Genomic DNA, 24,049 nt, shown 5'->3' with positions numbered 1-24,049 from the left:
TTATTCACTCCTTAACGACTTCACGGGGTTCATCAACGCTGCCCGCACGCTCTGGAAAGCGATGGTGACGAAGGCAATGACAACGGCCAGTCCACCGGTGAGGGCGAATACCCACCACGGCATGCTGATCTTGTAGGCGAAGTCACCGAGCCAGTTGCGCATGGCCCACCAGGCCAGCGGTGTTGCCAGCACAATGGCCACGCCCACCAGCCGCAAAAAGTCTTTGCTGAGCAGCGCCACCAGGCTACCGACACTGGCCCCCAGCACTTTCCGAACGCCGATCTCCTTGGTGCGCTGCTCGATGCTGATGAGCGCCACGGCAAACAGCCCCATGCAGGACAGCAGGATGGCAATACCCGCCGCCGTGGTGAAAATGGTCGACAGCCGCTGCTCTTTTCGGTACCAGCGTTCGGTGTTTTCGCTCACAAACGAGCCGTTGAATTCCTGCTTGGGCGCAATGGTTTTCCAGGCTGCTTTCACCGTTTCCATGGCTTCTGTCAGATTTTGGGGAGCCACCCGCACCAGCAGGTAGCCCAGTGCCATGTTTTTGTCGAGGTGCAATACCAGCGGCTCGGCCTTGCGGTGCAGCGAATACAGGTTGAAATCGGCCACAACGCCTACCACCTGAAACTTACCCTTGGCCGAATCGGGCTGAATGAACTTGCCAATAGGGTTGGCATCACCCATTTGTTTGGCAAACCGCTGCGACACTAGCACCGCCATTGACGAGTCGGTGGAGAAAGCGGGGTTGAAATCGCGCCCCGCCAACAGCTTGATCTGCATGGTCTTGAGGTAGTCGAAATCCACGCGGAGCCAGTCGCAGAGCAGTTCGCGCTTGTTATACATGAACCCATACATATAGCGCGAGTTGTTGCCATCAAGCCCATTGCCGATGTTTACGCCCGTGCCCGATACCGACACCACGCCGGGTTTGCCGGCCAGTTGGTTGCGGAGTTGGCGCAGGGCGGTTTGGCTGTCGAGGTCGCTGCCAATAGGAATGCTGATGACCTGATCCTGATTCAGCCCAAGCGGTTTTTTGTGTAAGTAACCTAACTGTTGCACCATTACCAGCGTACAGGCCGTGAGCAGACAGGCAATGGTAAACTGCGTCACAATCAGTGCATTGCGCAGCAGGCCGGGCCTGTTAAGCTGCAATTTTCCTTTCAGTACCTCCACGGCGTTGAACCGTGCCACCACCCATGATGGGTAGCCGCCCACCACCAGCGTGACCACCAGCAAGCCCCCGCCAATAGCCAGCAGAGCCGTGGGCGTGAGAAAACTCGCCAGCGACAGATGCGTCCGCAGCAACTTGTTAAATTCAGGCATGAGTCCGTAGGCAAGAACCAGCCCCAGCACCAGCGACACCAGGCACAGCAGTCCGGTTTCGCCCCAAACCTGCCCCATCAACTGCCCCTGTCCGGCCCCCAGCGACTTTCGTACGCCCACCTCCCGCGACCGCGTCACCGACTGCGCAATGGTGAGGTTGATGAAGTTGATGCAGGCAATGGCCAGAATAAACAGCCCGATCAGCAGCAGGGCGTAGACGTAGGTCTTGCTGATGCCCTGCCCACCGCCTCCAAGATCAGTGTTGAAATGCACGTCGGTGAGGGGTTCCAGCAGCAGGCTGATTTGCTGACCACGGCTGTTTTTGGCGTAGCCGTTGGTCTGTCGTTCTTTCATGGATGGCCCCATGTATTTCTGCATAAAGGCTTCCAGCTTTTTTTCAAAAGCTTGACGGTCAGCCGATTGGGCAAGCATGATATACATGCCGCTGTCACTGTGGCTCCAGTCGGCTTTGTAGGTCTGGTACTCAGCTGCGTTTTCGGTGCGGATAAACGCATCGTACTGCTCAGTCGAATTGTCGGGAAAGTCGGAGAGGATGCCCGTGACCACAAAATTTTTCCAGCTGCCGCTCTGGTTCAGCAGCAGGGTTTTACCCATAGGGTCTTCCTTGCCGAAAACGTCTTTCGCCATGTTCTGGCTGATGACCACATTACCCAGGTCGTTCAGGGCCGTTTTGGCCTCGCCTTTCACCATCGGAAACGTGAACATGGTCAGGAAATCCGGGTCGCAGCTGCGCACCATCTTGCTGAAGGTTTTGTCGCCGTAGCGCACCCCGCCGCTGCTCCATCGGATGCGCGTAACACCTTCTACTTCAGGAAACTCGGCTTTCAGGGCGGGTAGCAGGGGGTGGGGCATACTGCCGTTCTGCTTCTCGGAACCGTCGCGGTCGGTGGCCAGGAAATAGGGCTGAAAGATGCGGCCCGCTTTGGTATGAAAGCGGTCGAACGAGAGGTGGAAGGAGGCCGTCAGAAACAGCAGCAGACAGGCCGCCGACGCCACGGCCAGCCCCACCACGTTGATGAGCGTGTGGGTGCGGTGCTTCCAGAGCGTACGGAGGGCGATTTTTAGGTATGATTGAAGCATGGGTATCACGGACTTCAGTCCGTATGAAAAGGCTACGGACTGAAGTCCGTGATACGATTATTTGACAGTCACTACGTTTTTCTCTCCTGCTTTAATGATGAAAGGCAGATGCATTTGTTGCACCCCGTTTTGCCAGTAGGTGTAGTAATACTTGCCGGGGGGGAGGGGCATGGCTACCGGAAACAGCGTGTTGACGTTGCTGCTGCTTTTCTGTTCGTAGGTCATGTTGGTGCCCTTGCCGTTTATCATCAGCTTCATGTTGCCCTGACAGTTGGGGCATTCAAATCGGACGGTATCGTTTGCCGGAACGGTTTGGGCAGTAGCCAGCATGGCGTTGGCACAGCAGAGGAGGGTAAACAGGGCTTTCATAACATGTACTATTCGGGTATCCCTATCCCCGGTCAACAGCCGTGCCTAAACGAAAAAAAGCCATTTCTGACTTAGAAATGGCTTTTTTGATTAGTAATGTTGTCCGCTACCGGACAGTTTTTCGTACACATCCGGACGGGAGGGCCGCATCTACAGGGGTGCGTTTCCATCGTGTGTAGCTGCTTGTCCCATCGGGACACCACAGCGTAGCGTCGGTAGAAAAATACCCCTGAATCGTTCCCACGTGCCGTAGGTACGTACGCCACAGGTAACGTACCTGCTATTGAAAAGAGCAGCATTATTTGCCTATCAACGGGGTTTGAGTACTTGTACTTATAGAGGTTGTTTAGCTGCTTTCAAATAGTTTATGCTCGCTGATTTGGTAGTATACTTGCGGCTGTTAATGAATATGGTTTTACAGTATATTGAATGCGTTTGACCATTTTTGGGCTACCTAATCACTTCACAACTGCTAATCAACCAATCTGTAAGGAAAATTACCTGATAATTCACTTACTGAAAAGATTTACCTAATGATCCACTTCTCCGATCCACGTTTACTTGACTGGCTTGAGCACCAAACCAACCAACAACTCGACGAAACTCCGTTTGGGGTTGTCCGCATGAGCCTTGATGGTGTAGTAGTAGCCTACTGCAAGTCAGAATCGCACATTACCGGCATCACGCCCGACTATGCGGTGGGTAAATATTATTTCACCCAGATTGCCCCCTGCGCCAACAACTTTTTGGTGGCGGCCAAATACGCCCAACCTCAACTCGACGAAGAGCTTGACTATGTACTGACCTACGTGAGTGCACCAACCAAGGTGCGGCTGCGGCTGTTGAAGTCGCCCGAAAGTAAATACCAGTATTTTTTGGTTGACCGTCACTGGACCAAATGACACCTGAACAGGCTACCCATTTTAAGGCTCAACTCATCCCTTTGTTTGCCCAGCTACCAATTGGTGTAGCCGACACAGACATTGAAGGCAATATTGTTCAGGTAAACCCTCATGCGCTACAGTTAATTATGCCAATGGCTATACAACAGGGGATTTCGGGCATGAACCTGCTCGACGTACTCGATGCGTATTGGCCAGAACTTCGTGCGCTGATCAGCACCCGCAATCAGTTCTCTGGCCGCTTGTTGGATCAACAGCCCGTACAACTTCCCATGATAGGTCATCCCGACGGCGAAACCCGCCAGTTTGTGTTCACTATTGAGAAAATAGACGAGGGTCATCTTCTGTTTTTCTTTAACGACCTGACCACCTATTTGCGCAAACTCAACGCACCACGCACTACCCAACCATGATCTGGACTACCGATACGGTTCGTCGCCTGGTGCTCGACACGCTATCGGGGTTAACGGGACAACCACCGGGTGGGGTGGCTACCGGGGCCGATCTGTACCGCGATATGGGCGTAGATTCCATCACCCGAATGGAGTTGGCCGCTCACCTCAATGAGTTTTTCGGCCTGTTCGACACCGCCGCCGATAACTACCTGCTGGCCGATACGTTACTCGACAATTGGGTAGCCAAAATCATACGCGCCCGGCAGGAGTCCGACGGGTTTATCACGTTCCGCACCTCTGGTACGGGTGGTAGTGCACGCGCCATCCGGCACCGCCTGACCGACCTGCTGGCCGAAGCCCGTTTTTGGGCCAACTACCTCCCCCAGCCCAACCGGGTGGTGAGCCTGGTGGCTGGTCAGCATATTTATGGGTTTCTGTTCACCGTTTTGTTGCCCCAGCTTTGGCAGCGACCAGTTCTGCCGTTTGCCCAGTCGGGTGGGGCAGCACCTGGTGCGGGTTCACTGGTGGTAGGCACGCCGTTCACCTGGGAGTATCTGCTGCGGTCGGTGGGGGCGGCGCGGTTGCAACAGAGCAGTGGTGTCACCTCAACGGCGCCTATGGCACCGGGGCTGGCCCGGCAACTGCTCGACGCGGGGGTTAGGCTGACGGAAGTGTACGGGTCGTCGGAGACGGCAGGCATTGCTTTCCGGCACGGACCGGATGACCTCTTTACGTTGCTGCCTTACCAGACGTTGGTGGATGGTGAACCGCCGACGCTGTACCGCACCGATACCGACAAACGCTATACCTTACCCGACCGGGTCGAGGGCCTGGGCCGGCAGTTACGTGTGCTGGGCCGCCATGACGAGGCCGTTTCCATTGCGGGCGTAAACGTCTATCCTGACCATATCAGGCAGCTAATAGTAGCCTGTCCACTTGTAGCTGAGTGTGATGTCTACGCCAAAGGTGAGGCAGGCATGGTGCAACTATACGGCGCCGTGCGGCTGCGCCACAACAACGCCGCCAACCAGGAAGCCTGCCGCCAGTGGATTCGCGACCACCTCACCGCCCCCGAAATCCCCCGCCATTTGTATTTGTATTAGTGAGCCAGGAAGCAAGAGGTGAGAAGCGAGAAATAAGAAATAAGAGATAAGAGGTAAGAGTGGCTGACGCATGAATACGCTGGCGTCAGCCACTCTTACCTCTTGTCTCTTATCTCTCATTTCTCGCTTCTAAACTGGTAAATACACCCGGAAGGTGGCTCCCTGGTCGGGTTGGCTGATTACGGAAATGGCCCCGCCGTGGTTCTCGACCACTTTTCGGCAAATAGCCAGACCAATGCCTGAACCTGAATATTGCCCTTTGCCATGCAGCCGCTGGAATACGCCGAAGATCCGGTCAGTGTATTTCATGTCGAAGCCAATGCCATCATCCGACACGCTGATTTCATGGTACAGGCGCGGTTTACCGGTAGCATCAGGGCCAATGAGCAGTTTGGGAAACAACGGATTGAAAGCAATTGCTTCACTCGACACTTGCCGGTAACTCAGCCGAACGACGGGGGGGTAGCCAGTACGGTAAAACTTGAGGGCATTGGCAATCAGGTTTTGAAATAGTTGCGTCAGTTGGGTAGGATCACCCGAAAGCGTGGGCAGTGGATCAACAACGATCTCACCACCGGTTTCGCGGATCAGGAGGTCGAGGTCTTCAGCGATATCGGCTATCAACCTGTCCAGAGAAATGGGCCTCGAAGTATCCTGACGGGTAGACAGTCGCGAAAATTCGAGCAGGTCCCGAATCAGCATCGACATGCGCCGGGCCGACAGTTCCATGCGCTGAATCAAGTCAGTGCCGGCTTCGTTCAGCTGATCAGCATACTGGGTGCGCAGTAGCGCGCCAAACGACTGCACTTTGCGCAGGGGTTCCTGCAGGTCGTGGCTGGCAATGAACGCAAACTGCTGCAAATTTTCGTTCGACCGCTGAAGCGCCTGGTTCAGTGTTTCGAGTTGCTGCTGCTGATTATGACGCTCAGTCACGTCGGTGACGCAGAGCAAAACATCGTCGCCCCGTTTAACCAGGATGTTTTCAAACCATCCGGCTGCACCGTCCTGATAATAAGGCATTGTAAAGCGTTGATATTCACCGGTTTTGGCAACATGGAGCATTCGTAAATACGGCTCTGTGCCTTTCAGGCCGGGAAATAGGTCCAGCACCCGTTTGTCTATCAGCTGGTCAGGCGTACGGCCACTCAGTGAGGCAAATGCCTGATTAACCAAGCGGTAAACCATGGCAGTGATGTTGCCCGACGCGTCGTGCTGAGGATGCAACAAAGCTAACCCTACAGGCGAATTCGTTACGATAGTGCTCACCAGGTCGGCCTGCTCTTTTTGTACCTGCTGGCTGTCGTGCTGCTCAGTTACGTTCAGGCAGGTCATCAACACTTCATCGCCAATGGGTATTAGTTGTGAGTCGAACCAGCCACCTGGTTTGGCAGCGTAATCGGAAAAAATCATGCCCATGCCTTTCCCCGATGTGAACACGTCGTGCAGGGCCGTCACCAGTGCACTACCCCGAAAACGTGGAAACTGCTCCAGCAACCGTTTGCCCACCAATGACTCGCCGTAATGCCCGATAAGGAAGGTATTCACGCGGTTGGTGAGCCGAAAGCGGAAATCAATAATTGCCCGTTCGGCTGTGGTGTCGCGCACAGCTTCCCAAAGCACCATACCCGCCGGTGCATTGTCCAGCACGATTTGAAGCAGATCCGTCTGGCGGGCGTAGATAACTTCAGCTTCCTTGAGGGCCGTAATGTCAAGAAACGACACCGCCAGCCCGTCGTTCAGTTTACGAGCCGTGATGCGGTACCAGCCGTCTACTCCGTCGGCCCGGTACTCGCAATCAAACGTCTGTGACTGCCCCGACTCGATTACTTCGGCATACCGGTCGAAAAGGCCATTGGTCATGCTTTCGGGAAACACGTCGGAATTGAACCGGTCAACGATCTGTTCGGGCGAAAGCCCTACCAAACGCTCAACCTGCTGATTGACGTGCAAAAAGAGCAGGTCTATGATGCGGCCATCAACGCTGCGGACGGCCTCAGACGCAATCATACCGGCGGGCGTTTCGTTCAGCACACTTTGTATCAGCGTTGCTTTCCGTTGCGTCGCTTCGGCCCGTTTCGTTTCGGTGATGTCGGTGTAATCCAGTGCAATACCGTTGGCTAATGGGCGGGCCGATAGCCGTAGCCAGCGGCCTGTAGTTGGGTAGCGTACGTCGCGTTGAGCGGATTGGCCCGACCCATACACTTGAATCAGCTCGTCGAGCCAGCCCGTTTCAATGGCCCAGGGATATAGTGTGGTGAGGGTACTGCCGGTGGCAACGGTTCCTGAGTCATCCAGCCAGGCTACGGCTGCCCGATTAGCCAGCACCAGGCGAAAATCGGTGGGGAGACCACCTGCGGAGGAGATGGCCTCAAAGTAGGTCATTGCCTGCGATGAGCTATCCAGCAAACTGGCTAACAGTGCAGTATTAGACTGATGGACAAGGCTTGCAGATTGGTTAGGAATAGCCATAGACAGGAGCGATCTGAGGCCAAATATACTTAATCGCTTCTACCCATATTAAACGCTTTTAATGTACTGGCTTAATAGAGCTAGTAGTTAATATGCCTTACTGTTGTAACTACCTGATTTGTAATAGGTTTATTCGCTGCGAAGACTTTCGACGGGATTAACCAGGGCGGCGCGGAGCGCCTGAAACAGAACAGAGGCCAGCGCAATACCAATAGCCAGGACTGCCGCCACCACAATATACCACCACTGAATCGTGGTATGATAAGCAAAGTAACTAAGCATTTTCTGGCCCATCCACCAGCCAATAGGCGCGGCAATCAGGATGGCAAGGCCTACCAGCTTCAGAAAATCGGACGACAGCAGGGTTGTTATACTGGCCACACTGGCACCCAGCACTTTACGCACGCCAATTTCTTTGGTGCGCTGCCGGGCCACGAGCGTAATCAACCCAAAGATGCCCGCACAGGCAATCAGGATGGCGATGATGGTAACGAAGCTCACCATCTGCCAGATGTTGTCGATGGGCTTATAGGCCCTGGCTACCTCGTCGGTCAGGTAGGTGTAGGTAAGGGCACGGCGGGCCGGTATCTTCTTTAACAGACCCTCCAGTTCCCCAATCAGGGCGGGGGCCTTGGCCTCGTCGGTGAGGCGTACGGACAGAAAACTACTGAGTTGTTCGCGGCCCGGATACCACTGCAACATCGGCTCTACCCTGTCGCTCAGGTCGCGGTAGTGGTAGTCTTTCGTAACGCCGATGATAGTATAAACTGTCTGATCGCTTTGCTGCCGGAGTTTCTTGCCCACGGCCGTTGTCCAACCTAGCGCTTTCATCAGCGATTCGTTGACCACTACCGCGTGGTTGGCCGAGTCGGCGGTGGTGGCATCGGCGAAATTCCGGCCTTCCAGCATCGGGATTCTGAATGTTTCGGTGTAGTTGACCGCCCCCGACACATGCCGCACGCGAATTTTGCGGGATTCGTCGCCGTCGGGGTAGTACTGGTTAAAATTGTTCCAATAGTACACCGGCGTCAGCTCCGAACTAGTGAACGACACCACGTTGGGGTTCTGCCGAAGTGCGTTGAAAATGGCTTTTCCCTGCGTCTGAGCCCCTTTTGGGTTTCGGTAGGCCAGGTCGGTTTTAAACACCAACACGTTCGACTGGTCATAGCCGAGGTCGGCGCGTTTCATGTACTGGAGCTGTTCGCGCATGCCGATGGTGCCCAGTATAAGCAGCACCGCGAGCGTGAACTGCAACACAATCAGCGCGTTCTGCCGCAGCCGCCCCTGCTTCGGACTGGCCGATAGCTTACCCTTTACGGCGTCGGTGGTTTTTAGGCTCATTAGGTACAGCGCCGGGTAGGTACCTGCCACTACCGCCACGGTCAGGGCAATGCCCAGCACGGTCAGAATGGTGGGGTAGTCGGCGGCCCAGCCTAGCGCCAGCTGCATGTTGCCGTCGCGAAGGGCGTTGAACCGGGGGATGAGGTAATACAGCGCAAACGGCACCGACAGGATCAGGGCAAGCCCCACAACAACCCCCGATTCGATCCAGAATTGCCTCAGCACCAGTTGTTTGGTGGCGCCCACCACCTGCCGCATGGCTACTTCTTTGGCGCGGGGTAGCGCCGAGGCTGTGTTGAGGTTGATGAGGTTGATGCTCAGGATCAGCAGCAGGAAAACGGCGATGGCAATAGCTCCGGCGATGAGGTTCTTAAACGTGGGGTTTTCGGTGTGGATGAAGTCTTTAAACAGCCCCAGGTGGATGGTGCGGTTTTGGGCTTCGGCGGCAAAATGAGCTTTCACCAACTGTGGAAATTTGGCCTCCAGCCGGGTTTTGTCCGCATCGGGCTTCAATAGCAAAAAAATGGTAGCGAACGTGTTGTACCAGTTGGCGTTTTCACGAAAACCGGCATCTGCCAGTAGGTTAGCGGCGGGCAGCATCACCTCAAATTGCAGCGATGAATTACCCGGAATTGGGGCCAGCACCCCCGTAACGGTGTATTGCAGGGTATCATCAAGCGTGACGCGCTTACCCACCGGGTTACCCTCGCCGAAGAGCTTCTGCGCCGTTTTTGTGCTCAGCACCACCGAGTACCGGTTTTGCAAAGCCGTAGCGGCATTACCGTATTTGAGTGGCAACTGAAAAACCCGGAAAAACGTCGAATCGACATAGTCGGTGGCTTCCTGCACGTCCTTGCCGCCGTAGCTGATCCAGGGACGGTTCCAGTTTTGTACGTGCGTTCCCGCCTCGATTTCCGGGTAGTCGCGTAGCATCTGGTCGAGCAGGGGGTAGACCGTTTGGTTGTAGGTTTCCCCCCCGTTATTGTCCTGCGTTTGCACGGCATAAATCCGGTTAATATTGGGGTGGAACGAATCCCAGGATAGTCCCTTCTGGGCAAACAGAATCAGGACCACCACACAGGCCAGCCCCACGGCCAGTCCCAGCACATTGATGGTCGTCAGCAACCGATTCCGCCACAATTGGCGCAGGGCGATTTTGAGGTAGTTCGTGAGCATGGAGGGAAAGTTTTAATGTACAGTGAATAATGTACAACGTCCAATGCGCTGATTATTAGCATTTTGCAATAACCAAAAGCAGGCGCGGAGCCATTGTATATTGTTCATTCTTCTACTCACTCCGCAACGACTTCACCGGGTCCGTCAATGCCGCTTTGATGCTCTGGAAGGATACCGTGAGCAGGGCAATGCCTACTGCCAGCGCACCCGCCAGCGCAAAGACCCACCACTCAATCGTGACCTTGTAGGCAAACTCCTGTAGCCATTTGCTCATAGCCCACCAGGCCAGGGGCGAGGCAATAACAATGGCCACCAGCACCAATGTCAGAAAGTCTTTCGACAGTAACCCCACGATGCTGGGAATGCTGGCTCCCAACACTTTACGTACCCCAATTTCTTTTGTCCGCTGCTCGGCAGTATAAGCCGCCAAACCAAACAGACCCAGACACGAGATCAGGATAGCCACGCCTGCGAAGAACTGGAACAGTTGCCCCGTGCGTTGTTCGGCCTTGTAGAGACGGTCATACGATTCGTCCAGGAAGGTGTATTCAAAGGGGTACTGCGGGTTTTTCTGCTTCCAGAGACGTTCGGCGGCGGCCAGGGCCTGCTTCGTGTTTTGCCCCGTGGTGCGCACATAAAGAGTGCCGTTCCACTCGGGCCGAAAAAACAAGATGGTAGGCGTTACCTTCTCGCGGGCCGACTGAAAGACAAAATCTTTGACCACGCCAATAATCTGACCGTCCCAGTCGTGGAGCTTGAACCGCTTGCCCACCGGGTCTGTAATGCCCATGTCGCGGACGGCCGTTTCGTTGATGATGAAAGCGAGCGAGTCGGCTTTGCCTTCGCGGAAGTTGCGGCCCGCCACCAGCTTCATGCCCATGTCGGTGACAAAGTTGTGGCTCACGCTTATCTGATTCATCATAAACGACCGGCCGGGCGTTTTGCCATCCCATTCGGTGTCGCTTGTAGAGCCCATGCCGCTGGTTAGCTCTACCATAGCCGTGGCTACGTGCCGAATGCTGCTTTCATTGGCCAGCACCTTCCGGAACGATTCTGTTTTGTCGTTGGTCTGGATCGTGAAAATGTGCTCTTTATTGAAACCAAGGTCACGTTTCTGCAGAAAAGCCAGTTGGTTGCCAATAACTATGGTGCTGAAAATGAGGGCCGTTGCCAGGGCAAACTGCGTGACAACCAACACCCGCCGCAAGCCCGCGTGGGCACCCGCCGCCCCCCGCCCACGTAACGAGCGAATAGGATCAAACCGGGCAATGAGCAGGGCTGGATAAACCCCTGCCAGCAACAGCGTAATGAGCAACGCCCCAACCAGAAACAGCCATACCTGCGGGTCCAGGATTGAGAAGCCCAGGGTCTTGCCTGTCAATTCACGGTAATAAGGAATCAATAGTTGAATTAGCCCCACCGCCAGGGTCAGTGAGAGCAATAATGTAAGCAGCGATTCGACCAGCAGCTGCCGCATCAGGTGGCCCGATTCGGCCCCGACAACTTTGCGCACGCCCACCTCGCGGGCACGGCGCGTGGCGCGGGCGGTAGTCAGGTTCACATAGTTGATGCAGCCAATGCTCAGTAGTAACAAGGCAATAAGTCCCATCATCCGCACCTGTTGCATCCCGGTGTCGTGGCCGTCGGGTTCGTACAAATGCTGTGTGGTAAGGGTCTGTAGCCTGTAGTTACTCAACTGGCCAGGCTCAGATTGACCGCGTGCTGCCCGCTGAATATCGTCGAGCGTTTTACCCACACGCGCAGGATCGACGCCGGGGGCCACCTTAACATAAGTAGCAAATGAAAAATTACCCCAGTCATCGTCCATGCGTTTCCAGGGGCCATTCCCTGTGAACAGGCGCTTACGCAGGCTCATGGGGAATATAATTTTGCGCCTGTACGACGAGTTGTCGGGCATATTGGCCAACACGGCACCCACGGTAAACACGCGGTTGCTGTCGACTACAGTAACGGTCTTGCCTATGGCGTTGGCGGTACCGAAATATTTCTGAGCGATCTCTTCGGTCAGCACCACCGAGTTGGGCGTAGGAAAAGGTTGTGTGGCACTGCCATACAGTACCCGGAACCCTCCAAACACGTCCAGGAAATTCTCGTCAGCGTAGCCCAGGTCTTCGTTTCTCTCGGCATAAGTCTGATCACCCACCCGCAAAGTATTGAAATCATATAGCCCTGCCGTCCGGATGGCTTTTTCTACACCGGGCACCCGGCCGCTTGCGGCAGCCACGCCAATGGGGGCGGGGGCGGTTCGCCAGTATTGCTCGTCGGCACCAGTGCCGTGGCGTGAGTTAACGCGGTAAATCCGGTCGGCGGCAGGGTGGAACCGGTCGAAGGTCAGTTCATCTTTTACCCACCAGAGCAACAGCACCGAAACGGCCAGCACCACAGCCAGTCCGCCTACGTTAAGCGCTGAATACCAGCCACCTGCCTTCAGGTTGCGCCAAGCCAGTTTGAGGGTGTTGGTGAGCATGGAGAGAAAGGAGGAAAGGAGAAGGGAAGAAAAGAGGAATGGCAGGAGAGGCGGAAGGAGAACTGCGCTGCACACTCTTTCCTCCGTTCCTCCCTTCTCCCTTCCTCCCCTTTTTACTTTATACCCGGATGTTCTCCGTCACCACTTTTCCGTCGAAGAGGTTGACGGTGCGGTGAGCGAAACCGGCGTCGTAGGGTGAGTGGGTCACCATGATGATCGTGGTGCCTTCGTCGTTTAGTTCGCCCAGCAGCTTCATCACTTCCTCGCCGTTTTTCGAATCGAGGTTACCCGTCGGTTCATCGGCCAGAATCAGCTTGGGTTTGGCCACCACGGCGCGGGCAATGGCGGTGCGCTGCTGCTGCCCACCGCTCAGCTGCTGCGGAAAGTGGTTGCGCCGGTGCATGATGTTCATGCGGTTCAAGGCTTCCTCTACCCGGGCTTTACGCTCGTCGGCGGGGGTTTTCAGGTATAGCAATGGTAGCTCAACGTTCTCATAAACAGTGAGTTCGTCGATGAGGTTGAAGCTCTGAAACACAAAGCCGATGCTGCCTTTGCGCAGTTGTGCCCGTTGCCGCTCGGTCATCTTCGACACCTCCGTGCCGTAGAAGTTGTACTCACCCTCAGAGGGGTTGTCGAGCAGGCCGATAATGTTGAGCAGCGTCGATTTGCCACAGCCCGACGGCCCCATAATGGCCACAAATTCACCGTCTTTGACATCCATGTTGATGCCGTTCAGGGCGGTGGTTTCTACCTCTTCCGTAGCGAAGAGTTTCTGTAAGTTGACAGTTTGGATCATAATGAAGGGGAGGAAAGGAGGAGAGAAGCATTGTCAATATTTTGCCACCTAGTACTCACCATAACTACCTTATTCTCATGGCTAAAATTGAAAAGTTTGACGATTTATTCGTTTGGCAGGAAGGACTCGCTCAGGCCGTGAAATTGTATAAGCTTTTAGGGAATTGCACCGATTATGGACTTCGAGACCAAATGAGGCGCTGCTCGGTATCGGTGCCATCAAATATTGCCGAAGGCTATGAACGACAGACTAACCGAGAGTTTATTCGCTATCTGCGCATTGCCAAAGGGTCGAATGGTGAACTGCGTACTCAAATCCATTTGGCTATTGCTATTGATGTCATAGATGCAGACACTGGTCAGGGGTTGCTTGACAAAAGCCGTTTAATTTCAGCCATGTTACAAAATTTGTTGAAAGTAAGAATTGAGAAATTTGATCAGGACCAAGAACAAAAGCGAACCAACCGTAAGCAGAAGTGATGAATCAGAATGCAAGCGCGAAGCACTTCCTTTCTTCCGTTCCTCCTTCTCTCCATTCCTCCTTAAAACTCCAAAACTTCATTGTCGCCGAAGTTTTCATAACTCGACGTAATTACCTGTTCACCAGGCTGTAAGCCTTCCAGCACTTCGTAGAATTCGGGGTTTTTGCGGCCCAGTGTGATGGCACGTTTGGTGGCGCGTTTGCCGGAGTTGTCCAGCACATAGACCCAGTTGCCGCCAGTGTCGGAGAAGAAGCCGCCTACGGGCAGGAGGGTGGCCTTGGCTGCCTTACCCAACTCCAGCCGGATGGGCGACGACTGCCCCCGCTTGATACCCTGCGGTACACCTTTCGGAAAGATCATGTCGACGTCGAAACGGCCATTGCGCACCTCTGGGTATACCCGGCTGATGCTCAGCGTATATTCCTGACCATTAAACTCAAAGGAGCCGCTAAGCCCCGGAAATACCCGGCTGATGTAGTGCTCATCAACACCCACGCGCATTTTAAAGCCGTTGAGGTCGTCAATCTGACCAATATTCTGTCCGCGGTTGATGTTAGAGCCTACTTCCACGTCGATGCTGGACAGTTGCCCCGAAACGGGCGCTTTAACCACCAGGTTTTCCAGTGTCTGCTGCCAGAGGGCAACGTTGCGTTGTGTGCGGGCCAGGGTACCTTCCAGCTGCTGAATCTGCAATTTTGAGTTGTCTTCCTGGTATTTCTGCGATTCGGCTTCGATCTCGCGCTGTTTCACCAGCCGCTCGTAGGTGCGCTTGTCTTTGAGGTAATCCTCTTCCGACACCACCTTGTCCTTAATCAGCCTGGCCTTGCGGTCATAGCCGTCTTTAGCTTGTTCAATTTGCGCGTCGAGTTCAGCCAGTGCCTTCCGCAGTGCGAAGCGCTCTACCCGAAGGCGTTGACGGGTATTTTGCAGGTCGTTAACCAGGCGGTTTGCTTCGGTCTCCGACTGCAGAAAGCTGAGTTTAAGGCCTTGATTCTCAAGTTTTAGTAGTACCTGTCCTTTTGTTACCTGTGTACCCCCTTCCACCAGCTTCTGAGTCACGTAGCCACCTTCGATAGCATCGAGGCGAATAGTTTTCAGCGGCTGCACCACGCCCGTCACAGCAATAAACTCTTCAAATGCACCAATTTTGACGGGCGAAACGGTGATTTTCTCCCGCTCGACGTTCAGTTTCGAGCGTTTGTCGGCAAAGAAAAATGTGTAGGCCAGTAGCCCCGCCAGCAGCAAACCACCCCCCGAAAGAATGAGGCGTTGCTGTGTCCAGAAGCGTTTGGGTAAGACGCGATCCATGTTGTTCAGGCAAAAAAAAGTGTACTAGCAAACCAGGCACGTGCCAGCAATTCCGGCTGTTGCCATGGTTCAACAAGTGTACGGTAGCCAATTGACGTGCCAAAATGCCGAACAGCTTGTTTTTCAGCTAAATAAGCCATTTCTAACCTCCTCGCCTGTCCGCTTTCGGACAAGGCCCGTCCAGATGTGGACGAACGATAAATAGGGAAATTAACTCACTCCGTCGCTTTACGTCAGTTGACTCAAATTCCCCTACTATGCGTCTGCTGTTGCTACTGTTACTTTTTGCTCCCGTTGCTCTGGCCCAGTCATTGACTACCAAACCTGTTTTTCCGCTGAAAGTAAGCGATAACGGACGGTATTTCGTCGATCAGTCCGGCAAACCGTTTCTGTACCATGCCGACACCGGGTGGCAGGTTTTTTCGCGCCTTACCACCGCCGAAACCCGTGAGTACTTCATCACGCGGAAGCAGCAGGGATTCAACACCATCCAGGTGCAGTTATCCATGAACCCCGACTCGGTGAACCGCGCAGGCCACAGAGCGTTGATTAACTACGACTTCACCAGACCCGACGAGAACTACTTCGCGCAGGTAGAACGCGGTATTCAACTGGCCGACTCACTGGGGCTGCTGCTCAATATCACGCCGTTCTGGATTGGCTGCTGCGGCGAAGCCTACGGCATTGGAGGAAAACATGAAGTGTATAAAGCCAACGGACCGGCTAAGGCCCGGCAGATGGGGATGTACCTGGGAGAGCGATTTGGCAAATACAAAAACCTGACCTGGAATCTGGGCGGCGACAACGACCCCAAGTCTATCCGGGCCGAAATCGTGGCACTCGCCGAAGGCCTACATGCTGCTTTGCCGGGGCAGTTGAAAACCTACCATGCCTCGCCACCCCACAGCAGTACCGACCTGTTTCAATACGCTCCCTGGCTGGGATTTAGCATGATCTACACGTACTGGCGCGAAAAGCCCAACGAGTGGACCGATCCGCAGCACCAAAAACACGTCTACGAGGCGGCATTGGAGGAATACAACAAAAGCGACCGGATGCCCTTTATCCTGGGCGAATCGCAGTATGAAGGCGACGGCAGCCGCTACGCCAACGACATCGGTACCCCGCAGCAGGTCCGCCGGCAAGCTTACTGGACTATGCTCTGCGGTGGGGCGGGCCACGCCTACGGCCACGAGGGCTGGGATTTTCCGAAGCTTGGTACCGCGAAAGGTAGGGCTTATGACTGGCGTACGATTCTGCAATACCCCGGTGGCGCGCAGCATATGGGCCACGTGCGGCGGCTATTTGAAGCCCTGCCCTGGTGGACGCTCCAACCCGACCAACGGCATACGGTGCTGGTGAGTGGCTACGGCGAGTTCATGAAAGACAACTACGTAGCGGCGGCCATGTCGGAAGACAAAACGCTGCTGGTGGCTTACCTGCCCCGCGCCACCAACGCCGTGGGTGTTGACCTGAGTCAGTTCAAAAAAACGCAGCTATCGATCCGTTGGTATGACCCCCGAACCGGCCAATACAGCCAACCTACGTCGTTGCCAAACCAGGGCCTGAAGAAATTTTCGCCACCACTGCCCATGCAGGATGACTGGGTGCTGGTGGTAAAAGGAGAATGAGGTAAAACGCCTGCGTACTGGTTACCAACCCCGCTTTTTGGCTTGGCCCGGTGGTAGCCCGCCGTAGCGGCCGTGCTTGTACCAACCTTTGTGCTTTCCGTTGTCGTGCGGGTAGTTGGGCCGCTGATTATACACAACGGGCCGGGTGCAACCGCTGCCAAGCAGCAAGAGCGGCATGAGTAACAGGAGGACTGAGCGTTTCATGAGCGAGCGTTTTATGTGGATGCATGACAAGTTTTTCTGGACAGGATTAGCAGGATGGCAGCGGACGCCGCGCTGGATAAACAGGATTTTCCTTTTTACTTCAGCGTATTTATGAGAGCAAAAAGGGAAATCCTGTTTATCCCGCGCGGCGTCCGCTGCCATCCTGCCAATCCTGTCCAAAAAAACCTGCTATACACTCGTTTTTACGATAACGCTCCACATCGCTTAAAACGCGTACCTGACGCCAAACTGAAACTGACGGGGCGCACCGGCGTTGCGCTGCACAATGCCACTACCGCGCGGGCCAACCTGGATCTGGTTGCTCTGCGTAGCATTGTTTGAATAACCGCTTAAATTATTGGTATTCAGTACGTTGAATACGTCGGCGCGAAACTCAAGGCGTTGCCCGCGGTCGCCCGCGAACGGAATGTTATACTGCGCACTCAGGTCCAGCACTTTCGACCAGGGCAGGCGGTCGGAGTTGCGGCTCTCGCCGGGTTGGCGGTCCGAGTTGCCCACGTAAGCATCGCCAAAGGCTGACCCATCGCCGTTCAGATCATTAGTGGTGAGGCGCTGGCCCTGGGCGTTCAGCAACTGGCGACCCAGCGCATCCACGATCCGGTAGAGCGACGCGTTGGGAATGCGGTTGATGGGCTGACCACTCTGAATCAGCGCCGCTGCGGTGATGACCAATGATTTACCGGCGTAGTAACTGGCAATGCCGTTGATAATGTGCGTACGGTCGTTGATGCTCGGGCCCCATTCGGCGGCGAAATTGTTGGCATCCATCGCCCTGAAGTTCACATCTTCGGTGTCGTTGTACAACCGCGAGAGGGTATAGATCAACCGGTAGGCCAGCGGACTGGTGCCCCGGTCTTTTTGGGCGTTCACACTTAGGGCTGTATACCGCGACCGGCCCGCCGTTTCGGTCATGACCACGCTTTGCGCAGCACCAGCCAAAAGCACGTCGCCCAGCAGGCCCACCCCACCCGCAATGGGCAGCGGGCGGCTGAGGTTGGCCACATCGCCAGACCGGGCTGTGCCGCTTTGCGCGCTGAGGGTGTAGTCATACGGAGCCGGGGCGTTCAGGTTGCGCGTGCGGAAGAGGTTATACGACTCATTATAGACCAGATCAGCGTAGATCAGCACGTTGTCGCTCACCTGATACTGGTAACCCAGCGTGCTCTGAATCGTGTACGGGTTCTGGTAGCCACTGGGGTTCAGGATGCGCCGCTCGCCACTGGGCAGGTTGCGCTGCCCCGCAAAACTCGCCGCCGACGGGCCCTGCAAATACCGAACGGGTACCCCTGCATTGTTGGTGCCGCCCACGCTCAGGTTGCCGTCGAAGGTGACACGGTCAAGATTAGTGCTGGCGGGCAAAATGCCTTTGTCAACGAAATACTGAAGCTCCCGGCGGAAGTCGGGGCTGGTGTTGTTCTGTTGCAGGGCGTCGCTGTAGATCGTGTAGAGGATTTTGTCGTAAAAAATTCCCACACCTCCGCGCACCGCCGACCGGCCTCCGGTTTTGTAGTTGAAGCTAAAGCGCGGGGCCACGTTGTTGTAGTCCCCATTCGCCGCGCCTCCCTGACTGAGGTTGTCATAATCGTAACGCAAACCGAGCGACAGGTTCAGCCGGGCATTTACGGCCCATTGATCCTCTATGTAACCGGTATAGATGCTTTGCGTGGTGCCGAACGAGGCGGGTCGCAACTCCACCGAATAGCCCAGTACCTGCGCGTCAGACGGGATGTCATTGATGCCCAGGTTAACACCCAAATTTTTCTCACGAAGCGTAGCTAACTGGTTGGTAGTCAACTGAACCGTGTAGCTGCCGTTGGGGTTGCCACCACCGAAGAGCCGATGCCGCGCCGAGATCAGTTCAACCCCCGCCCGGACGGTGTGGTTGCCCCGATAGAGCGAAATTTTCTGCTGGAACTGCACCGTGTTTTCGTGCGAATCGAAGAGATAGCCAGGATGGCCGAGGTAGGCAATTCCCTGGCCGGTGGGGTCCAGTACGCTTACGTTGGGGCTGTTGGGGTTTTCGGCGCGGGCGTAGTTCCAGCGGAAACTGCTGTACTGCAGGTTGGTTTCCGACGCAAACCGGGCTGTGGCGTAGGTATTCCGCGAGGCAATCAGCAGCGAGTTACGGTCCTGGTAGTTTGCCGCCGACGGAAAGGCGTTACCCCCGCTCAGGCCACCGGCCTGCCGACCAATGGCCACCTGCCCTACGTTTACCCGCAACGACGATTTGAAGCGGTCGGTCCAGAACTGATCCAGCTTGCCCGACAGGTAGGTAAACTGGTTGGTGCCGCGCACGGTCTGGTTCACACCCAATTGCGGCGACAGCAGCAGATTGTCCTTCACGTCGGTGGTGTGTTCGGCGTTCAGGTAATAGAACGTTTTGTTTTTCACGATGGCCCCACCGATACCGAAACCACCCTGGTAGCGCTGGAATCCATCTTTTACCTGGTTGCCCGACAAGTCGCGTAGGGGGTAGCTGGTTTGCGCGTCGAGGGCGGCACCGGGGCGGCTGAGCAGGAATACTTCGCCGGTGGTGTTGTTGCTGCCCGACTTGCTGGTGATGTTGATGACGCCGTTGCCGGTATTGCCAAACTCCACTGAGTAGTTATTGGTCAGCACCGACACGTTGCGCGTGAACCCAATCGGAATGGCGAATTTCTGCCCGCCCAAAAAGCGTTCGTTGTTATCCATGCCATCAATCAGGTAGTTGTTAAACAAACCGTTAGCCCCGTTGATGCTTACATTGGGCGCTTCCGGGTAAAAGCCCGTGGCCTGACTCACGTTGGGCAGCCGGTAGAGCACCCGCGTAATGTCGCGGCCTTCCACGGGCAGTTCCTCTACCTGCCTGATGGTCAGCTGCGACGACACCTCGGCATTGACCGTATTGATCTGCGATGTGCTCCGGCCCCGTACCTGCACTTCGGTCAGGTTGATTTCGCGCTTGGTGGGCAGAAACAGGGCCACACTCCGCTGGGCATTGGCCCGGAGCACGATGTTGTCGGCACTGCTTTCCAGGTAGTTGGCGTCTTCACGGGTGAAGACGCGGTAGGTGCCGTTGAGCGAAACCGCCCCAAACCGCACCTGCCCGTTGGCGTCGGTCTGGGCTTCGCGGGTGAGACCGATAGACGGGTTTTCGAGGTAGACCGTGATGCCGACAATGGCCTGCTGACGGGTCAGTTCACGCACCGATACGTCGATGTCGGTGGTTTGGGCAAACGCCCGGATACAACATAAGGCCCAAAAGAGGCCACATAACAAGGATACTTTTTTCATAACAGGTAGATGAATGAGCTGTACATAGGCTCAGCTCATCTACGTAGAGGGCTGACGATTGGTTTTGTGCGGAAGATAAACGGGGAAAATACCAGCCTACAAACGGGAGATTACCCGGCTGATGCTGCCTGTCGGTGGGCAACCTTTGTTAGGCGGTGGCACATCCTGTAATTCAAGGATGTAAAATCATACAAATGGGGGATTGTAGACCGCCGCGATGGTGCAGACTTTTGTAACAATCTAGTTGGTAATCAGGATGAAAAGATCAGTTTGCATCTGATTAACCATTGATTGCCAGAACTATGCGTATCCTCGTTGTTGAAGACCACCGAATTCTCCTGGAAAGCATCGCCATGCTCCTTGCCAGCATCAATGGCTTGGAAGTGGTCTCGAAGCACACCAACGGTCGGCAGGCGTTGGCGGCACTTGAGCATGACCCTGCCGTTGAGTTGATCGTATCGGACGTACAGATGCCTGTGATGGGTGGTATTGAGTTGACCCTGCAGCTGCGGCAGCGATTTCCGGGCGTGAAAATCTGTCTGCTGACCGTTGCCGACCAGCCCGAAGCCATCAAAGAGGCCATCCGGGCCGGGGCCGATGGCTACGTATTGAAGAGCGCCGAACGGGATGAACTCGAAATGGCTCTTAGTATGATTGCTCAGGGAAATAAATACTACAGCGAACAGGTGCTGATGCTATTGGCACGAGACCCTACCATTGAGTTTACGCCGGATATTGACAAACCACAGAAAATAACCCTCACCAAACGCGAACTGGACGTGCTGCGGCTCATTGTGCAGGAACATTCCGGTACGGTAATCGCCGATATGCTGTTCATCAGTCCCACCACCGTTGAAACGCACCGCAAACACCTGATGCAGAAGCTGGGTGTGCAGACGACTATTGGTTTGGTGAAATATGCCCTTAAATACCAACTTGTTTAATTCAATCTATTCACACTTAACATTTGTCAAAAATGGATTTCAAAGATGACGTCACTACCAACGGATCGGTAGTGGAAACTGTGCCTCGGCAGGCACAAAGCAGCGTAACGGCTGGCGATGCGGCAGATGTACCACCAGTGCGCAAGTACGTTCACCTGGAAGGAAGGGCGATAGTCAACCCAGCTATAATCCGGGAAAACAATGAAGACGTTGCTGTTCTGCAAGTGGCGTTTGTCGATGGCAACTTTGTACCGCTGGCTGATACAAGCACATTATCCGTTTATGCAGGTGATAAGGGACTTCGCCTTATGTGCCATCACCTGCACATGATCGCTTCACTAAGCAAACAAGGGTATATCGACAATGTGAATACACTGAAAATTATTAACCCGCTGCTGGAAGACTGGGATGATTTGGAAGCATCGAAAAATACAGCGGACATGACACCTACAGGGCCACCTAAAACTTAACTTCAGGCTGTCTGTGCATTCCCATTGGTACTGACCGTTTCGATGGGAATGTTAATGCAGATTCGTGTGCCCAACTCGTTGGGCAGCAGTACGCCGAACGTGCCACCCAGCGAATCGAGCCGGGCCTGAATATTTTGAAGACCTACGCCCCGTTTGCCGGTTTGCTGCCCCATGCCAATGCCGTTATCGGTGACGGTTATATCGACCCCGTTGTTGTTTCTGACCAACTCAATACGTACCGCCGTTGCTTTGGCGTGTTTAATAGCGTTGTTGATCAACTCCAGCACAATACTGTAGATGTTGAATTCGATCTCGACGGGCAATCGCTCCGTGAGGCCGGTGAGCGCAAGCGTAAACTGCGTTGATAAACTTTGGTTAAGCTTGTCGAGAAAGGCTGTCAACGTGGGGGCAAGGCCGTCGCGGTCGAGTTCGGCGGGCAGAATGTTGTGCGAAATGTTACGGACTTCGGCGTAGGCGTTTTGAATGAGTTGTTTTACGCTTCGGTAAAGCGATTGCTCGGGTTCGGATAGATTGTTTGGATTGAGCGACTGAATGCTCATGTTTACCGCACTGAGCAGGCTACTGAGGTTATCGTGCAGTTCGAGGGCAACCCGCTTACGTTCAATGGTTTGTCCCTTGAATAGTGCCTGCTTGATCTCCTCGTTTTTTTGGATCAGCGACTGATTCGCGTTCAACAGTTCGGCTGTGCGCTCGGCCACGCGGATCTCCAGGTTTTTGTTGCTGCTGGCCAGTTCTTCGCGGGCTTTTTCGAGCAGGCCGCGCTGCTGGTCAATCTCATCTTTTTTGGCCTGTAAGCGTCGGTTATTCCACAGCAACAGGCCTGCTATAATCAGGATAACGGCTACGGTGGCAAACAAGTCATTACGTGTTTGCTTCAATTGCTGGTTGTTCACGCGTTGCGATAGTAGCTCGACCTGCTGCTTTTGCAACTCGCTAGTTTTTCGAACATTATCATATTCAGCCTGCAGGGTTTCGATTCGGTGCTGGTTTTTTTCTTTTAATATACTGTCTCTAAGCAGCACAAAACGTTCGTAGGCCTGCAGGGCTTTGGTTGTCTTTCCAGCCTGCCGGTATGTTTTATACAATGTCTCATCGGCCTCTGCCACGATACTGCTGTTCTTGACCCGCAACGCCTTTTTCCTGGCCATGTTGGCGTAGACAAGCGCCTGCTTCCAGTTCTGTTGCTTCAGGTACAATTGGGCCATGTTCATAAGTACGTTACATTCCAGGTCAACACCCTGAGCGCGGCAGAGCGGCAAGGCTTTGCGGTAGTAGATCCAGGCGTTTACCAGGTCGCCCATGTCGTTGTATAGCTGCCCAATGGCATTCAATCCCTGCGCCTCGTACCAGGGCTTGTTTTCCTTTTTGGCAAGCGTATACATCATCGTATTCGTTGTCAGCGCCTGCTTCAAGTTGCCCTGCTCCCGGTAGGTGGCTCCCAGCGTGTTCAGGATTGTGGCGTGGACATAGGCATCGTAGGCGGCGGGGTGTTCGTTTAAGACCCTGATACCCTGCTGGCAGCGGTCATGCGCCCGTTTATAGTCCTTTAATTTATAATAAGCATGCGCCAACCCACCACACGAAGCTGCCATGCGGGTGTAGTCCTGTAGTTTTTCGGCCAGCGGTAGGGCCTTGAAGCAAAACCGGATGCACTGGTAGTAATCACCCTTTAGCTGATAGAGATACCCTGCATACTGATAGGCGGAGATGAGGTCTTTCGGCAGATTTGCCCGTTGACACAGGCTGATCATCAGTTGATTATAGTGCGCCGCTGAGTCGCCGTCGACGTCTGTATAGGCGCGCATGAGTGCTTTGGTAGCTAGGCAGCGCAGCGTATCTGTAGGGTATCCTGCGGGTTGAGTGTCCAGCTGTTTCAACGCCCGTTTGAGGCTGTCGATTGGATTATTTTGAGCGAGGCAGGGTAATGCCAGTAAACAGAAAACTAATAGTAGTTTATTCATGACTGGCTGACTATTAGACGATTAAATAAACTTACATAGTCAGGTTGTAATTACCCAATTAAATACCCTTCCGAAAAGTAATTATCCGTAATATCCCCTAATTATAGGATGGAAAATCGTGCTAATCAGGGATTTATCCTGTTATATTCCCCTGCCGACCTTTGGTATGCTCAAAAAGCAAGATGACGGATCTTTTCCATGGCTTCCGATTCTATCCACACCGGCAAAATGCAACACCATTCACCACTACAATCATGAATACAGAAACT

Annotated in this window: 17 protein-coding genes; 7 read left to right on the top strand and 10 right to left on the bottom strand. The window is 54.4% G+C overall.

Translation table 11 applies throughout. The features are described 5' to 3' along the window. Both J2I47_RS12900 and J2I47_RS12895 read right to left on the bottom strand, forming a co-directional pair. On the bottom strand, positions 1–2,427 hold the full coding sequence (locus tag J2I47_RS12900) for an ABC transporter permease (protein ID WP_207365005.1): 2,427 nt from the start codon (positions 2,425–2,427) through the stop codon (positions 1–3). 57 nt (positions 2,428–2,484) lie between these two features. Beyond that, complete coding sequence (locus tag J2I47_RS12895; RefSeq protein WP_207365004.1) at positions 2,485–2,796, bottom strand: hypothetical protein; 312 nt, start codon at positions 2,794–2,796, stop codon at positions 2,485–2,487. A gap of 533 nt (positions 2,797–3,329) precedes the next feature. On the opposite strand from J2I47_RS12895, the gene J2I47_RS12890 reads away from it, so the two are divergent. From J2I47_RS12890 to J2I47_RS12880, 3 genes are read left to right on the top strand one after another with little or no spacing between them, the layout of a single operon-like run. Further along, positions 3,330–3,698, top strand: coding sequence for a photoactive yellow protein (locus J2I47_RS12890; protein ID WP_229374579.1), 369 nt, complete (start codon positions 3,330–3,332; stop codon positions 3,696–3,698). Next, positions 3,695–4,111, top strand: a complete 417-nt coding sequence (locus J2I47_RS12885) for a hypothetical protein (RefSeq protein ID WP_207365003.1) — start codon at positions 3,695–3,697, stop codon at positions 4,109–4,111. The genes J2I47_RS12890 and J2I47_RS12885 overlap by 4 nt, the downstream gene beginning before the upstream one ends. Next, positions 4,108–5,196: a phosphopantetheine-binding protein gene (locus tag J2I47_RS12880; RefSeq protein WP_207365002.1), complete on the top strand. Its 1,089-nt coding sequence runs from the start codon at positions 4,108–4,110 to the stop codon at positions 5,194–5,196. Before J2I47_RS12885 ends, J2I47_RS12880 begins: the two co-directional genes overlap by 4 nt. A 129-nt stretch (positions 5,197–5,325) precedes the next feature. Here the strand turns inward: J2I47_RS12880 and J2I47_RS12875 are convergent, their stop codons facing one another. The 4 genes from J2I47_RS12875 to J2I47_RS12860 all read right to left on the bottom strand — a co-directional run bounded on the left by J2I47_RS12875 (position 5,326) and on the right by J2I47_RS12860 (position 13,466). Continuing rightward, positions 5,326–7,665, bottom strand: coding sequence for a PAS domain-containing sensor histidine kinase (locus J2I47_RS12875; protein ID WP_207365001.1), 2,340 nt, complete (start codon positions 7,663–7,665; stop codon positions 5,326–5,328). Positions 7,666–7,794: 129 nt separating this feature from the next. Then, positions 7,795–10,182 (bottom strand): ABC transporter permease, encoded by a 2,388-nt coding sequence (locus J2I47_RS12870; protein WP_207365000.1) that lies wholly within the window; start codon positions 10,180–10,182, stop codon positions 7,795–7,797. 112 nt (positions 10,183–10,294) lie between these two features. Next, complete coding sequence (locus J2I47_RS12865) at positions 10,295–12,670, bottom strand: ABC transporter permease (protein ID WP_207364999.1); 2,376 nt, start codon at positions 12,668–12,670, stop codon at positions 10,295–10,297. 118 nt (positions 12,671–12,788) lie between these two features. Then, positions 12,789–13,466: an ABC transporter ATP-binding protein gene (locus J2I47_RS12860; RefSeq protein ID WP_207364998.1), complete on the bottom strand. Its 678-nt coding sequence runs from the start codon at positions 13,464–13,466 to the stop codon at positions 12,789–12,791. 77 nt (positions 13,467–13,543) lie between these two features. Between J2I47_RS12860 and J2I47_RS12855 the strand changes: the two genes are divergently transcribed. Beyond that, the gene (locus J2I47_RS12855) at positions 13,544–13,945 is read left to right on the top strand and encodes a four helix bundle protein (protein ID WP_207364997.1); all 402 of its coding nucleotides are present in this window, start codon (positions 13,544–13,546) and stop codon (positions 13,943–13,945) included. Positions 13,946–14,007: 62 nt separating this feature from the next. Here J2I47_RS12855 and J2I47_RS12850 read toward each other — a convergent pair whose 3' ends face one another. Continuing rightward, on the bottom strand, positions 14,008–15,255 hold the full coding sequence (locus J2I47_RS12850; RefSeq protein ID WP_207364996.1) for an efflux RND transporter periplasmic adaptor subunit: 1,248 nt from the start codon (positions 15,253–15,255) through the stop codon (positions 14,008–14,010). Positions 15,256–15,512: 257 nt separating this feature from the next. Here J2I47_RS12850 and J2I47_RS12845 point away from each other — a divergent pair, with 257 nt between their 5' ends. Next, the gene (locus J2I47_RS12845) at positions 15,513–16,886 is read left to right on the top strand and encodes a glycoside hydrolase family 140 protein (RefSeq protein ID WP_207364995.1); all 1,374 of its coding nucleotides are present in this window, start codon (positions 15,513–15,515) and stop codon (positions 16,884–16,886) included. A 21-nt stretch (positions 16,887–16,907) separates the two neighbouring features. On the opposite strand, the gene J2I47_RS12840 is transcribed toward J2I47_RS12845, so the two are convergent. Together J2I47_RS12840 and J2I47_RS12835 are read right to left on the bottom strand one after the other, a co-directional pair. Further along, positions 16,908–17,090 (bottom strand): hypothetical protein, encoded by a 183-nt coding sequence (locus J2I47_RS12840; protein ID WP_207364994.1) that lies wholly within the window; start codon positions 17,088–17,090, stop codon positions 16,908–16,910. Positions 17,091–17,315: 225 nt separating this feature from the next. Then, complete coding sequence (locus J2I47_RS12835; protein ID WP_207364993.1) at positions 17,316–20,384, bottom strand: TonB-dependent receptor; 3,069 nt, start codon at positions 20,382–20,384, stop codon at positions 17,316–17,318. 302 nt (positions 20,385–20,686) lie between these two features. Between J2I47_RS12835 and J2I47_RS12830 the strand changes: the two genes are divergently transcribed. Both J2I47_RS12830 and J2I47_RS12825 read left to right on the top strand, forming a co-directional pair. Continuing rightward, positions 20,687–21,328 carry a response regulator gene (locus J2I47_RS12830; protein WP_207364992.1) on the top strand — a complete coding sequence of 214 codons (642 nt, stop codon included), beginning with the start codon at positions 20,687–20,689 and terminating at the stop codon, positions 21,326–21,328. A 32-nt stretch (positions 21,329–21,360) separates the two neighbouring features. Continuing rightward, complete coding sequence (locus tag J2I47_RS12825; protein ID WP_207364991.1) at positions 21,361–21,798, top strand: hypothetical protein; 438 nt, start codon at positions 21,361–21,363, stop codon at positions 21,796–21,798. 2 nt (positions 21,799–21,800) lie between these two features. Here J2I47_RS12825 and J2I47_RS12820 read toward each other — a convergent pair whose 3' ends face one another. After that, a complete protein-coding gene (locus J2I47_RS12820; RefSeq protein ID WP_229374577.1) occupies positions 21,801–23,624 on the bottom strand; it encodes a tetratricopeptide repeat-containing sensor histidine kinase in 1,824 nt (607 codons plus the stop codon). Positions 23,625–24,049: the final 425 nt, after the last annotated feature.

Origin of the sequence: Fibrella rubiginis, from assembly GCF_017353185.1 — a bacterium.
Classification (GTDB): domain Bacteria; phylum Bacteroidota; class Bacteroidia; order Cytophagales; family Spirosomataceae; genus Fibrella; species Fibrella rubiginis.
This window is presented reverse-complemented; position numbering and strand designations above follow the sequence as displayed.

What these genes read in the sequence shown, in the direction of transcription:
- J2I47_RS12895 (WP_207365004.1), bottom strand. Translation starts at nt 2,796, where the DNA reads ATGAAAGCCCTGTTTACCCTCCTCTGCTGTGCCAACGCCATGCTGGCT.
- J2I47_RS12840 (WP_207364994.1), bottom strand. Translation starts at nt 17,090, where the DNA reads ATGAAACGCTCAGTCCTCCTGTTACTCATGCCGCTCTTGCTGCTTGGC.
- J2I47_RS12890 (WP_229374579.1), top strand. Translation starts at nt 3,330, where the DNA reads ATGATCCACTTCTCCGATCCACGTTTACTTGACTGGCTTGAGCACCAA.
- J2I47_RS12825 (WP_207364991.1), top strand. Translation starts at nt 21,361, where the DNA reads ATGGATTTCAAAGATGACGTCACTACCAACGGATCGGTAGTGGAAACT.
- J2I47_RS12830 (WP_207364992.1), top strand. Translation starts at nt 20,687, where the DNA reads ATGCGTATCCTCGTTGTTGAAGACCACCGAATTCTCCTGGAAAGCATC.
- J2I47_RS12900 (WP_207365005.1), bottom strand. Translation starts at nt 2,427, where the DNA reads ATGCTTCAATCATACCTAAAAATCGCCCTCCGTACGCTCTGGAAGCAC.
- J2I47_RS12835 (WP_207364993.1), bottom strand. Translation starts at nt 20,384, where the DNA reads ATGAAAAAAGTATCCTTGTTATGTGGCCTCTTTTGGGCCTTATGTTGT.
- J2I47_RS12860 (WP_207364998.1), bottom strand. Translation starts at nt 13,466, where the DNA reads ATGATCCAAACTGTCAACTTACAGAAACTCTTCGCTACGGAAGAGGTA.
- J2I47_RS12875 (WP_207365001.1), bottom strand. Translation starts at nt 7,665, where the DNA reads ATGGCTATTCCTAACCAATCTGCAAGCCTTGTCCATCAGTCTAATACT.
- J2I47_RS12855 (WP_207364997.1), top strand. Translation starts at nt 13,544, where the DNA reads ATGGCTAAAATTGAAAAGTTTGACGATTTATTCGTTTGGCAGGAAGGA.
- J2I47_RS12845 (WP_207364995.1), top strand. Translation starts at nt 15,513, where the DNA reads ATGCGTCTGCTGTTGCTACTGTTACTTTTTGCTCCCGTTGCTCTGGCC.
- J2I47_RS12880 (WP_207365002.1), top strand. Translation starts at nt 4,108, where the DNA reads ATGATCTGGACTACCGATACGGTTCGTCGCCTGGTGCTCGACACGCTA.
- J2I47_RS12850 (WP_207364996.1), bottom strand. Translation starts at nt 15,255, where the DNA reads ATGGATCGCGTCTTACCCAAACGCTTCTGGACACAGCAACGCCTCATT.
- J2I47_RS12865 (WP_207364999.1), bottom strand. Translation starts at nt 12,670, where the DNA reads ATGCTCACCAACACCCTCAAACTGGCTTGGCGCAACCTGAAGGCAGGT.
- J2I47_RS12820 (WP_229374577.1), bottom strand. Translation starts at nt 23,624, where the DNA reads ATGCGCGCCTATACAGACGTCGACGGCGACTCAGCGGCGCACTATAAT.
- J2I47_RS12870 (WP_207365000.1), bottom strand. Translation starts at nt 10,182, where the DNA reads ATGCTCACGAACTACCTCAAAATCGCCCTGCGCCAATTGTGGCGGAAT.
- J2I47_RS12885 (WP_207365003.1), top strand. Translation starts at nt 3,695, where the DNA reads ATGACACCTGAACAGGCTACCCATTTTAAGGCTCAACTCATCCCTTTG.